Origin of the sequence: Rhodopila sp., from assembly GCF_965277825.1 — a bacterium.
Taxonomy (GTDB): domain Bacteria; phylum Pseudomonadota; class Alphaproteobacteria; order Acetobacterales; family Acetobacteraceae; genus Rhodopila.
On record NZ_OZ255846.1, the window covers coordinates 4326748 to 4338153 of the forward strand.

Annotated in this window: 13 protein-coding genes and 1 pseudogene; 11 read left to right on the forward strand and 3 right to left on the reverse strand. The window is 65.4% G+C overall.

Going from position 1 to position 11406, the window contains the following annotated elements; genetic code table 11:
* Nucleotides 1–14 precede the first annotated feature (14 nt).
* Entirely contained in the window at nt 15–383 is a 369-nt protein-coding gene (locus ACQY4T_RS20960) for a nuclear transport factor 2 family protein (RefSeq protein ID WP_428534642.1), read from the reverse strand.
* Between the two features lie 77 nt (nt 384–460).
* Nucleotides 461–1252: a squalene/phytoene synthase family protein gene (locus tag ACQY4T_RS20965; RefSeq protein ID WP_428534644.1), complete on the reverse strand. Its 792-nt coding sequence runs from the start codon at nt 1250–1252 to the stop codon at nt 461–463.
* Nucleotides 1253–1440: 188 nt separating this feature from the next.
* Between ACQY4T_RS20965 and ACQY4T_RS20970 the strand changes: the two genes are divergently transcribed.
* From ACQY4T_RS20970 to ACQY4T_RS20995, 6 genes and pseudogenes are all read left to right on the forward strand, one after another.
* Nucleotides 1441–2034 carry a superoxide dismutase gene (locus tag ACQY4T_RS20970; protein WP_428534646.1) on the forward strand — a complete coding sequence of 198 codons (594 nt, stop codon included), beginning with the start codon at nt 1441–1443 and terminating at the stop codon, nt 2032–2034.
* A gap of 224 nt (nt 2035–2258) precedes the next feature.
* Complete coding sequence (locus ACQY4T_RS20975; protein ID WP_428534648.1) at nt 2259–3590, forward strand: MFS transporter; 1332 nt, start codon at nt 2259–2261, stop codon at nt 3588–3590.
* A gap of 30 nt (nt 3591–3620) precedes the next feature.
* Entirely contained in the window at nt 3621–4190 is a 570-nt protein-coding gene (locus ACQY4T_RS20980; protein WP_428534650.1) for a tetratricopeptide repeat protein, read from the forward strand.
* Nucleotides 4191–4260: 70 nt separating this feature from the next.
* Nucleotides 4261–4512: a type II toxin-antitoxin system ParD family antitoxin gene (locus ACQY4T_RS20985; RefSeq protein ID WP_428534652.1), complete on the forward strand. Its 252-nt coding sequence runs from the start codon at nt 4261–4263 to the stop codon at nt 4510–4512.
* Nucleotides 4509–4637 (forward strand): annotated as a pseudogene (locus ACQY4T_RS20990) (type II toxin-antitoxin system RelE/ParE family toxin); the annotation flags it as partial. The gene ACQY4T_RS20985 and the pseudogene ACQY4T_RS20990, both read left to right, overlap by 4 nt.
* Nucleotide 4638: 1 nt before the next feature.
* Nucleotides 4639–4806, forward strand: a complete 168-nt coding sequence (locus ACQY4T_RS20995; RefSeq protein WP_428534654.1) for a type II toxin-antitoxin system RelE/ParE family toxin — start codon at nt 4639–4641, stop codon at nt 4804–4806.
* Between the two features lie 58 nt (nt 4807–4864).
* On the opposite strand, the gene ACQY4T_RS21000 is transcribed toward ACQY4T_RS20995, so the two are convergent.
* Complete coding sequence (locus ACQY4T_RS21000; protein ID WP_428534656.1) at nt 4865–5665, reverse strand: glycosyltransferase family 2 protein; 801 nt, start codon at nt 5663–5665, stop codon at nt 4865–4867.
* Between the two features lie 175 nt (nt 5666–5840).
* Between ACQY4T_RS21000 and hisG the strand changes: the two genes are divergently transcribed.
* The 5 genes from hisG to ACQY4T_RS21025 all read left to right on the forward strand — a co-directional run bounded on the left by hisG (nt 5841) and on the right by ACQY4T_RS21025 (nt 11399).
* A complete protein-coding gene (hisG, locus tag ACQY4T_RS21005) occupies nt 5841–6557 on the forward strand; it encodes an ATP phosphoribosyltransferase (protein WP_428534658.1) in 717 nt (238 codons plus the stop codon).
* Between the two features lie 273 nt (nt 6558–6830).
* Nucleotides 6831–8255, forward strand: a complete 1425-nt coding sequence (locus ACQY4T_RS21010) for an acyltransferase family protein (protein ID WP_428534660.1) — start codon at nt 6831–6833, stop codon at nt 8253–8255.
* Nucleotides 8256–8333: 78 nt separating this feature from the next.
* The gene (gene hisD, locus ACQY4T_RS21015) at nt 8334–9623 is read left to right on the forward strand and encodes a histidinol dehydrogenase (RefSeq protein WP_428534662.1); all 1290 of its coding nucleotides are present in this window, start codon (nt 8334–8336) and stop codon (nt 9621–9623) included.
* A gap of 95 nt (nt 9624–9718) precedes the next feature.
* Nucleotides 9719–11086, forward strand: coding sequence for an acyclic terpene utilization AtuA family protein (locus tag ACQY4T_RS21020; protein ID WP_428534664.1), 1368 nt, complete (start codon nt 9719–9721; stop codon nt 11084–11086).
* Nucleotide 11087: 1 nt separating this feature from the next.
* Nucleotides 11088–11399: a DUF4387 domain-containing protein gene (locus ACQY4T_RS21025; RefSeq protein WP_428534666.1), complete on the forward strand. Its 312-nt coding sequence runs from the start codon at nt 11088–11090 to the stop codon at nt 11397–11399.
* Nucleotides 11400–11406 lie beyond the last annotated feature (7 nt).

Sequence of the window (11406 nt, forward strand, 5' to 3'; positions counted from 1 at the left end):
GGGCACACTCTGGGTCAGGCCGCGGCCGGCGGCTGATCCAGGAACCCGGTCACCTGCGCCAGCCGACCGTCGGGTGCAACCGCGGCGAAGTCGGTGCCTCGCGCCAACGGCTGACCACCGTTCTGGATCAAGCTCCAGGAAAACCGAACATGTGGCCCATGCCCGTCAGCCTGGCCGGCCAATGCGAAGCGGCAGCCGGGGAACTTTGCGTGTACCCCGCCGATCAAGCCGGCGACCCCGTCCTGGCCATGCGCCTGCATCATCGGATCGGCGTAGTGCGAGTCCTCGGTCCACAGCGCCTCGACCAGTTGCCGACAGGTTGTCCCATCCACCTCGTTCCAGCAGTCGATGTAGCGCTGGGCGATGGTTTGAGCGTCGAACATCGGATGGTCTCCTTCATGCCGCACCAGCGGAATTGCCGGCGCGCGCCTAGGATGCGGACCGAACCACCCGAAAGCGATTAAGCGCGAGGTAAAATCTGCCCCGACACGGCAGCAAAACTTACCGCCAGCCGATCGCCCAGCCGGCGCGGGATTGCGACCGCGGGCCAGCGTGCCAAATCCCGCCGCGCCAGGACCGCCGGCAGCGCGGCGGCGGTGGCGGCGCGCGGAAGTGCGGTCTTGGCTGCCTCCGCAAGCAACAGACGGCCCTCCCGGACCACGTCATCCAGCGCGCCTCGAGCCGCGGCGGAGGCGGGATCGTCGACGAACGCTTCGGCACTGAGACCATGGCGCGCCAACAGATCGCGCGGCAGCAGACAGGTGCCTTGCGCCGCCAGCACGCCGGTCGCGCGCAGCACTCCGGCGGCTCCATAGGCCGCGCCGAAGAGGCGCGCCTCGGCCGGCCGCGGTGCGCCCAGCGCGAACGCCGCGGCGACCGCCAGCCCCCCTGCCCCGGCCCGCAGCCAGCCGCGCCAATCCGACAACGTTGCGAAATCACCGTACGCCTCGGCCTCCCGCGCCTCGATGATCGCCAGCAGGTCATCCGGGTTCAGTTCACCGGCGGCGATCGCTTCGGCAAGCGGCGAGGCCACTTCGTGGCGTTTTTTCTCGCCCTCGACCACCTCGCGCCACCACTGCAGGCGGATCAGCGCCAGCGACGGCTCGCTGGCGACCTCACGCGCCCGCGCCAGTTCGTGATTGAAGGCATACAGGACGAGCAACGCGTCGCGCCGGTCCGGCGGAGCAAACAGCGCGGTCAGGAACCGATCGGGGTCATGGCGGCGAACCAGGGCGGCGATCGCTTCGTTCATGGCCCGGAGGTGATGCGCTTCGGCGCCCGAGGCAAGGCCGCGAGCCACCGTTCAGGTCTCTGGACGGTGGGTTGACGCCCTGTCGGGGTCGCCATAGCTAACTAAGTGCCGCAGGTCGCTCAAACGCGTCGCTGCATCCCAGTCCACTAGGGCAATCCAATCACCGCAATTCACTGAGGAGGATGAACATGGCTTTTGAACTGCCGAACCTCGGCTATTCCAAGACCGCCCTGGGGGCGAAGGGCATGTGCGAGGAAACCCTCGACCTGCACTACGGCAAGCACCATCAGGCCTATGTCACCGCGCTGAACGGCTTCGTCGAAAAGGATTCCGCGCTGCAGGGCAAGTCGTTGGAGGATATCGTCAAATCGACCTCCAGCGCCGGCGGCCCGGTGTTCAACAACGCCGGTCAGCACTGGAACCATATCGTTTTCTGGCAGTGCATGAGCCCGACTGGCGGCAAGATCCCATCCAAGCTGGAGGCGAAGATTGGTTCTGACCTGGGCGGCGTGCAGAAGTTCAAGGATGAGTTCAAGGCCGCCGGCGTCAGTCAGTTCGGCTCCGGCTGGGCATGGCTGGTGCTTGGGTCCGACGGCAAGCTGAAGGTGACCAAGACACCGAACGGATCGAACCCGCTGGCTACTGGTGACGGCAAGGTGCTGCTCGGCTGCGACGTGTGGGAGCACAGCTATTACCTGGATTTCCGCAACCGCCGGCCGGACTATCTGCAGAACTGGCTGGATAACTTGGCGAACTACGAGTACGCCGAGGCGCAGCTTTAAGCTTGGCGGCAACCGGATCCCGGGCTTCGTCTGCCCAGGATCCGGCCTCGCTTGCGGGGATCGTTCACCTTTTTGCTGATTGTTGAAATCCCGTGCACGGCGCAAAATTCTCTTTTCAGCCATAAATCGACCGCCATAAATCGACCGCCATAAATCGACCGCCATAAACCGAACGCCGGAATCGACCGCCAGCTTGTGCCATGGGCTGCCAGAAGGAACGAACCATGTCCGAGGCAACCGCCGTCGGCGGGATCAGCGACAGCGAGCACAGTGCCCAATTGCGCAAGGCAGTGATCGCCGCCACCGTCGGCACCACGATCGAGTGGTACGACTTCTTCATTTACGGCACCGCCGCCGGGCTGGTGTTTCCGAAGCTGTTCTTTCCTCATGAATCCGCCCTGGCCGGCACGCTGGCGGCGTTCAGCACCTACTTCATCGGCTTTATCGGACGCCCGATCGGGGCGGCGATCTTCGGCCACTACGGCGACCGCATCGGCCGCAAGGCGACGCTGATCTCCACGCTGCTGCTGATGGGGATCGCCACATTCCTGGTTGCATTCGTGCCCGGCTATAACAGCATCGGCATCTGGGGGGCGGTCCTGCTGACCGTACTGCGGACGCTACAGGGCATCGGCGTCGGGGGCGAATGGGGCGGTTCGGTGCTGATCGCGATGGAGTGGTCGCGCGGTCATGCGCGGCGCGGTCTGGTCGCGTCCTGGCCACAGTTCGGCGTGCCCAGCGGACTGTTCCTGGCCAACCTGGCGATCCTGGCGTTCAGCACCTGGTCCGGCGCCGACTTCATCAACTGGGGCTGGCGCGTGCCGTTCATGCTCAGCATCGTGCTGGTCGGCATCGGGCTGTGGATCCGCCTCGGCATCCTTGAGACGCCGGTGTTCCGGAAGCTACTGGAGAGCAACAAAATCGAGAAGGCGCCGATCGCCGAGGTGATCCGCCGGCAGCCGCGCGAGATCATCCTGTCGGCTTTGCTGCGCATGGCCGAACAGGCGCCGTTCTACATCTTCACGGCGTTCATCTTCGCCTATGCCACCGGAACGCTGAAATTGTCGCGCGACCTGGTGCTGGCCGCCGTGCTGGTGGCGTCCTGCGTTTCATTCATCAGCATCCCGCTGTCGGGTCACATCTCGGACCTGATCGGGCGGCGCAAGATGTATCTGATCGGCGCGGCGGCGACCGGGATTTTCGGCTTCCTGTATTTTGCCATGCTGGGCACCGGTGCCCCTGCCCTGGTTTTCATCGCGATCGTGCTGTCGCTGGTCCCGCACGACATGATGTACGGACCCCAGGCGGCGCTGATCGCCGAGGCGTTCACGCCGCGGCTGCGCTATAGCGGCGCCTCGCTGGGCTACCAACTCGCCTCGGTCATCGCCGGCGGCCCGGCTCCGTTGATCGCAACCGCACTGTTCGCGGCGTATCACACCGGCTACGCGGTGGCGATCTACATCGCTGCCTGCGCGGTCATCAGCCTGGTGGCGACTGCGCTGATGCCGGACTACACCGGCAAGGACATCTCGGCCGAGTATGACGCTACACATTAGCCCAGGGTTGCGGCAGCGAGGTTGCGGGGAATGAACGGGAACCGGTCAGCTCAGAGCAAACCAGACCATGGCGAAACAGACGGAAAGCCGCGCCCAGGCCTTGCCGACCTGCGCGCCCAGCATGACAACCTGGAGCACCTGATTGAGGCGCGGCAGCGTCAGCTCGGCGTCGACCACCCCGATCTCGCCAATGATCTGCGCGACCTCGGGCGGCTGTCGCACGAACTGGGCGACGTGATGGACGCCCAGGCGCAGCTACGGCGGGCACTGGCGCTGCATACCGAGACGTTTGGCGCCGAACACCCGGAAGCGGCGACCGACATCAACCATATCGGCCTGATCCTGCACGATATCGGCGACCTGGAGGGCGCCTACGCGGCGTTCGAGCGGGCGCTGGCGATCGACGAGTCGGCGCTTGGGCAAACCCATCCAAGCGTGGGACGTGACGCGAACAATCTGGGCGGGGTACTACGGGACATGGGCGACGGGTTTTCCGCGCGTCAGGCGCTGGACTGGGCGTTGACGATCTACACCGAGGCGCTGGGTTCCGACCATCCGACCACTCGCAGCGTGGCCCGCAATCGCGCCATGCTGGGTTAGCCTGAAAAACCAACGGGAGCCGCAAACCTGCGTTCTTCGTATCAATACCAGTTTTGGGTATGATCGCCCGATGACTAAGAACACTTCCTTCAGCCTGGGCGAGCACTTCAACACCTTCGTCACGGACCAAGTGAAGGCCGGCCGCTATGGCAGCGCCAGCGACGTCGTGCGCGCCGGCCTGCGGCTGCTTGAGGAACAGGAAGCCAAGCTGGCCGCTCTGCGCGCCGCCCTTATTGAGGGCGAGGAAAGCGGCCCCGCGACACCATTCGATTTCGAGGCATTTATCGCACGCAAGCGGGCTGGCCACACGCCGGCGGCATGAGCGGCCGCTACGTCCTTACGCCAAGCGCCCAGGCGGATGTTGACGAGATTTGGGACTATGCCGAACGCCGCTGGGGGTTTGGCCAGGCAGAAACCTACATCCGCCAGCTTAACCGCGACATCGAGATTGTGGCCTCCCAACCCGCCCGAGGACGCCCCTGCCTCGAAATCAGGCGGGAATATCAGAGATACCCGTCCCGGCTCCCACGTGCTGTTCTATAGCGTCGCCGACGAGGCGATAGAGATCGTCCGTATTCTGCACGGGCGGATGGATTTCAAGCGGCACATGCCGTGAGCCGCCCTGCCGGAAATTGACGAAGCCCTATCTTTGCGCAACCCCATGCGTCAAGGCTTCAATTTGCCGTTTCGGTTTCCGATGCCTTGCCGGCCTGCTCGTAGGCCGATCCCATCAGCCGGACCCGCATCGCATGCAGCCCGTCGTTCGGGTTGAGTGCATAATAGACGCTGGCTCGGCCGGTGCCGCGGGATTTGTGGTTGCGCGACAGGAACGCAAACACGTTGCGATCCGCCGACATCGGATCGGCTTTCAGCGGGAAGTTCCAGTGGTGCGGCGCTGACGGGCAGGCCAGTTTGTTGATCATCAGGCAACTGGGATCGACGAAGCCGCCAAATCGTTCGTTGAACATGCCCCGGCCGGGGCCGACCGACTCCCAGGTGTCGATGCACACCGGCCGCCGGGTTTGCGGATGCACGAACCAGCGCAGCGCGAACCCCCACTCGGCGGCCTCCAGCGCCTGGCGTAGATCGGTCAGATGCTCCGGTCCCCACCAATTGTCATCGTCGAGATAGGCAACATAGGGGGAGTTGGCGAGGTTGGTCAGCACCACGCGAAGCGCCCCGCCATCGCCGGGCGGGGTCAGCCCGCCGTGGCGGACCGAGGTGGAAAACCCAGGCCAGAGCACCTGCACGGCGCAGTGCGAGGGCCGCGATACGCAGGCCTGCTCGATCACGTCGAACTCACCCTTCATCGCGTCGATGCCGACCATGATATGGATACGGCCGGCGAACCGCTGGGCGAAAATGCTGTGCAGCGCCTGCGTAAGATGCGGCCGCAGCACGGTCGGAATGACCACCGCCGCGTCCATCGGCTGCTGCATGTCGATATCGGCGTAGGTTCGCAGGAAACCCTGCATCGGGGCGTCGCTCCGACAGTGGATCGCGAAACAATCGCCGATCTCGCGACGGGCAGGCAAGCATTACTCGCATTAGCGTGAACGGGGCGCGCAGCCTCGGCGCACTCCAGGCCTGGGGCTTCCGGTCGTCGGCTGGCTGTTGTAAACGCCCCGCCACCTGAAAGCCGGAGCCTGCATGACCGCCCCGTTTGCCGCCGCCTCGTTGGGACCGGACCTGACGACGCCGATGATCCTGGCGCTGCCGAAGGGGCGCATCCTGTCGGAATGCGGGCCGCTGTTGGCTCGTGCCGGCATCATCCCCGCCCCCGACTACGCCGATGAGGACAGCCGCCGGCTGCGGTTCCCGACCGACGATCCGCTGCTGGACGTGGTCCGGGTGCGGCCGTTCGACGTCGCGACCTTCGTCGCCTTCGGCGCCGCCCATCTCGGCTTTTGCGGCGCCGACGTGCTGATGGAGTTCGATTACCCGGAGATCTACGCGCCGTTGGACCTGGGTATCGGCAAGTGCCGGGTCTCGGTCGCCGAACCGGCGGAGACCGCCGGCACCGATGACCCGTCGCGTTGGTCGCAGGTCCGGGTTGCCTCGAAATACCCCAATATCGCTCGTCGCCATTATGCCGGCCGCGGCATCCATGCCGAGGTGGTGCAACTCAACGGTTCAATGGAACTGGCCCCTGGCCTCGGACTGTGCCGGGTGATTGTGGATCTGGTGCAAACCGGGTCCACCCTGTTGGCCAACGGCCTGGTCGAGACCGAGGTTATCGCGCCGGTCACCAGCCGTCTGATCGTCAACCGGACGGCGCTGAAGACCCAGCCGGAGGCGGTCGCTGCCTGGATCGCCCGATTTCGCGCCGCGCTGGAGACAGACGAGCGGTCCAAGCGACCAAAATAGACCATTACGCTTCAGATGCGACAGCGCCGTTGATCCGCAGCAACACGTTATGATAAGTTGCTGAAGTTCGCATCTCCCCGCTAAAACAGCGCAACCGATACGGTCCGTTTACCGTACAGAAAGTAGCTGTTATCAGTGCGCAACCAAGTGCAAGCGGCCGGCGCCTCAACGCCGGGCGGCGCGGTCGGGGTCCAGCCGGCAAGATCCCGGCGGCCGAACGGTTGGCTGCGCCAGCCATTTCGGTTCGTCCGGTCGGCTTCGCTGTCAAGCCGCATGGCGCGCGATGCCAACAATTACGACCTGCTTCGGCTCCTTTTGGCGCTTGCCGTGATTTTCGGCCACGCCGGCGCACTCAACCCGCGGCCAGGCTACATCGACCCGATCCATTGGCTGATCGGTTTCGACTATTCGGGCGGCCTTGCGGTGAAGGTTTTCTTCTTCCTCAGCGGCCTGTTCGTCACCGACAGCATGATGACAACCCGTTCCGCCGTGCGTTTCGCCGTCATGCGCGCGGCAAGACTGTTTCCCGGACTGTTTGTCTGCCTGATCGTCACCAGCCTCATCGTCGGGCCGCTGTTCACCGGACTGCCTGTGCTGGACTACCTGCGCAATCCGCTGACGTTTCACTATATCGCCACCAACCTGGCCTTGACCGACCTGCAATGGCGGCTGCCGGGCGTATTCACCGAAAGCCGATACGGCGTTAACGGGTCGCTGTGGACCTTGCCAATCGAAATCCGACTGTATGTCGTCGTCGGTCTACTGTCTTTACTTGGCACGTTTGTTCGACGGTCGTCGGCGACCCTGGCGATCGCGCTGTTGGCATATTTTGTTCTCATCCATCCCGATCTGCCGTTCGGCGGCCTGGACGCGCAGGGTCCAGTACTCTGTTTTCTGGGTGGGATGGCGGCCGCGGTTCACAAACGAGACCTTCCGCTTCACGCCATCCTTGCGCTGATCATATGGCTCTGCGCCCTGGCGGCCTGGGGAAATCCACCCGCCCGAGCCCTGTTCTACTGCGCCGTGGTCTATTCAGCTTTGTGCGTGTTTCAATCGCCGCCGTTGCTGCGTCTGCGACTACCGGGAGATTTCTCCTACGGCATCTATGTCTACGGCTTCGTTGTACAGCAAGCATTCGCCGCCCTGTTTCCTACTGCCCATCCGCTGGTCGATGCGTTGGTCTGCATGCCGATCGCCACCGCCGTCGCGGTATCGTCATGGTTCCTGGTCGAGCGCCCCGCGCTGTCAACCGCGCGGCGGCTCCTTGCGGTTTGGCAGTTGACGCGGATCGATGCACGTTCGGTGTGGATCGGCGGGGCCTGGGTTGGCGTGGCGGCGATCGCGGTGTTGCTGCCGCGTGTGCTGCCGCTGCCGCCGGGATCGGAGGCCGCCGTGGCCGCCAGCCACGACCTGCGTGTGGTGTCGTACGGACCGGCCTCGGTCACCCAGGGCGTCGATTTCAACACCCAGCCGGACGGGTCATCGGCGATCTGGGTCAGACTGTCGCGACCGGTTGCTCCGACCAGCGAAATCCATCTCGGAACCGATCGTCTGCCCAGTGTGGCGGTCGGAGATCTTGTCACCGCCAAGGTTCCCGACCGGATTTTCGCGGCTGCCGGCAATTTGGATCTGCGGGTGGTCGAACAAGTCGGCGGCCGCTTGTACGCCTCCGAAGCCGTGCCGTGGGAGGTTCGCTGACCAGATTGCGCGGACGATAGCCGGCAGCCACTCCGGGCGCCCGATGACGAGGCATCCCACTTAGGCTAAATTGGGGCGATGATCCGCCTCCGCACCGCCGACGCCAGCTTCGAAGCCGCTTTCACCACTCTGCTGTCACAGGCTCGGCAAACCACCGAGTCGGTGGATCGCACCGTTGCCGACATCATCGCCGCGGTGCGCGCGCAAGGCGATGCCGCGGTGATCGACTACACATCGCGCTTCGACCGACAGACCCTGACCGCGGACCGACTGCGTATCTCCAGCGCCGAGATCGATGCCGCGGCCGCTTCCGTCCCCGCCGAACTGGCCGCCGCCCTGGACCTCGCCGCCACCCGCATCGAGGCGTTCCACCGGGCCCAACTGCCCGGGGATCTGCGGATGACCGACGCGGCCGGGATCACCATGGGCATGCGATGGACGCCGCTGGATGCGGTCGGGCTGTATGTGCCGGGCGGCAAGGCGGCCTACCCTTCCTCGGTGCTGATGAACGCCCTGCCCGCCCGCACCGCGGGGGTTGCACGCATGGCGATGTGCGTGCCGACGCCCGATGGCGTGCTGAACCCGCTGGTGCTGGCGGCCGCGAAACGGGCCGGGGTGACCGAGGTCTATCGCATCGGCGGCGCTCAGGCGGTTGCCGCCCTGGCCTGGGGCACTGAGCGCATCCCGTCGGTCGATCGGATCGTCGGGCCGGGCAATGCCTATGTCGCCGAGGCCAAGCGCCAGGTGTTCGGCCGGGTCGGGATCGACAATATCGCCGGACCGTCCGAGGTCGTTGTGCTGGCAGACGCGGACAACGATCCCCGCCACATCGCGGTCGATCTGCTGGCTCAGGCGGAGCATGACGAGGCCGCCCAGTCGATCCTGATCACCGACGACGCGGCGTTCGGCGATGCCGTCGCGGCGGCGGTGGCGGCGGAACTGCCGTCGCTGCCCAGGGCGGCGATCGCCGGGGCCAGTTGGCGGGCCAATGGGGCGGTCATCGTGGTGCGGGACTGGGACCAGGCGGTCGCGCTGGTCGACCGATTGGCGCCCGAACACCTGCAACTGATGCTGCGCCACCCGGACGCGGTGTTCGCTCGGATTCGTCACGCCGGGGCAGTATTCCTGGGACCATTCTGCCCGGAGGCGATCGGCGATTACGTTGCCGGGCCGAACCATGTGCTGCCGACCGGGCGGACCGCGCGGTTCGCCTCCGGGCTGTCGGTGTTCGACTTCCTCAAGCGCACGACGTTCGTGTCCGCGACCCGGGCGGCCCTGGACGAAGTTGGGCCCGCTGCCGTCGCGCTGGCCGAAGCCGAGGGTCTGCAGGCCCATGCCCGCAGCGTCGCGCTGCGTCTGGGCGGCTGATCCATCGGCGTCCGGCTTGCCGATCGGGCTCTATCGGTGCATTTCCTGCACAGGAGGAAACGGACAATGGCCAGGTTCGATTTCGGGAATCCCGCGTGAGCACGGAAATCCGCCTGCTGTCGACCAGCGCGATCCTTGGTTATGGCTTCCCGGAGGCCTCGCTGCGCGCCGGGATGGAACGTCGGCTGCACGTCATCGGGGTCGACGGCGGCAGCGTCGATCCGGGTCCGCACTACCTGGGCGCGGGCAAGCCGTTCTGCTCCCCGATCGCCATTCGCCGCGACCTGCGGCTGATGTTGAACGCCGCGGTCGAGGCGGGTATCCCGCTGCTGATCGGCACCTGCGACGGCTCCGGCGGCGCGCCGCATCTGGCGATGGTGGCGGAAATGGCACGGGATATCGCCCGCCAGGACGAGCTGCATTTCAAGCTGGCGCTGATCGAGGCCGAACAGGACAAGCATTCGGTCAAGCGGCGGGTCGCTGAGGGCCGGGTGAAGCCACTAGCCCAGCAACCGGCACTGACCGATCAAACGATCGAGCGAAGCACCCGGATCGTCGCGATGATGGGCCCGGAACCGTTCACCCGAGCGCTGGATGCCGGTGCCGGGGTGGTGCTGGCCGGGCGGGCGAGCGACCCGGCATCCTGGGCCGCCGCCGCCGTTCGGGCCGGGCTGCCCGCTGCCCCGGCTTGGTACGCCGGCAAGATGTTGGAATGTGGCGCCACGCCGTCGATCCCGAAAGGGCATGACTGCCTGTTCGTCACCGTGCGGCAAGACCATGTCGAGTGCGAGCCGACCAACCCGGCGCGGCGCTGCACGCCGCTGTCGATCGCCAATCACTCGTTGCACGAAAACAGCAGCCCGGTGCATCACGTCGAACCGGGCGGGATGCTGGACACCTCGGAATGTCGTTTCGATGCCGTCAGCGACCGGGCGGTGCGGATCTCCGGCATGCGATGGAACCCGGCCGAGCGTTATACGGTGAAGCTGGAAGGGGTCGAACTGGCGGGCTATCGATCGATTTGCGTCTGCGGCACGCGCGACCCGCTGCTGATCGGCCGGATCGACGATTTCATCGCCAGCGTTCGCGACGAGGTCGCGATGAAGGCGGCGGCGTTCGGCGCCTCGGCCGAATCCTATCAGCTTGGCATCCGTATCTACGGCCGCGACGGCGTGATGGCGGCGCGTGAGCCGCTGCGCGGCGCGGTTCCGCATGAGCTGGGATTCGTCCTCGAAGTCGTCTCGCAGCACAGCCAGGAAATGGCCAGCGCGGTGCTCGGCATGGCGCGCACCAATATGCTGCACACCGATTTCCCCGGCCGGCTGTGCCGCGAGGGCAACATGGCATTCCCGTTTTCGCCGTCCGATATCGAGGTCGGCCCGGTCTATCGCTTCAGCATCTACCACGTCGCCGAACTGGACAACCCGACGGAACCGTTCCCCATCACCTACGAGAATCTATGACATGGCATTGCTGAAAAACCTGGCCAAGGTCTGCAAGAGCAAGAACGCCGGTCCGTTCGAGCTGACCGTCGATGTAGTTTTCGAGGACAGCGAAACCTTCCAGCGCGTGAAGGCAACGGGCGTGCTTTGCGCCAGACTGATCGCCCGGCTTTATGATGTCCCACAAGCACAGGTGCTGTTCACCCCTTACGATGCCGCGTTCGCCTTCAAGGCGACGTTTCCTCGCCTGGTGCCGGCCGGGGATTTCGGCGACACCGATGTCTATGGCTGCCAGCAGGACGCCCCTCTGCTGGACGTCGATCTTCCGATCTGAAAGCGAG

Excerpts from the sequence above, each read along its gene's own strand:
- ACQY4T_RS20965 (WP_428534644.1), bottom strand. The coding sequence starts at position 1,252 with ATGAACGAAGCGATCGCCGCCCTGGTTCGCCGCCATGACCCCGATCGG.
- ACQY4T_RS20960 (WP_428534642.1), bottom strand. The coding sequence starts at position 383 with ATGTTCGACGCTCAAACCATCGCCCAGCGCTACATCGACTGCTGGAAC.
- ACQY4T_RS21000 (WP_428534656.1), bottom strand. The coding sequence starts at position 5,665 with ATGCAGGGTTTCCTGCGAACCTACGCCGATATCGACATGCAGCAGCCG.
- hisG (WP_428534658.1), top strand. The coding sequence starts at position 5,841 with ATGACCGCCCCGTTTGCCGCCGCCTCGTTGGGACCGGACCTGACGACG.
- ACQY4T_RS20975 (WP_428534648.1), top strand. The coding sequence starts at position 2,259 with ATGTCCGAGGCAACCGCCGTCGGCGGGATCAGCGACAGCGAGCACAGT.
- ACQY4T_RS21010 (WP_428534660.1), top strand. The coding sequence starts at position 6,831 with ATGGCGCGCGATGCCAACAATTACGACCTGCTTCGGCTCCTTTTGGCG.
- hisD (WP_428534662.1), top strand. The coding sequence starts at position 8,334 with ATGATCCGCCTCCGCACCGCCGACGCCAGCTTCGAAGCCGCTTTCACC.
- ACQY4T_RS20970 (WP_428534646.1), top strand. The coding sequence starts at position 1,441 with ATGGCTTTTGAACTGCCGAACCTCGGCTATTCCAAGACCGCCCTGGGG.
- ACQY4T_RS20980 (WP_428534650.1), top strand. The coding sequence starts at position 3,621 with ATGAACGGGAACCGGTCAGCTCAGAGCAAACCAGACCATGGCGAAACA.
- ACQY4T_RS20985 (WP_428534652.1), top strand. The coding sequence starts at position 4,261 with ATGACTAAGAACACTTCCTTCAGCCTGGGCGAGCACTTCAACACCTTC.
- ACQY4T_RS21025 (WP_428534666.1), top strand. The coding sequence starts at position 11,088 with ATGGCATTGCTGAAAAACCTGGCCAAGGTCTGCAAGAGCAAGAACGCC.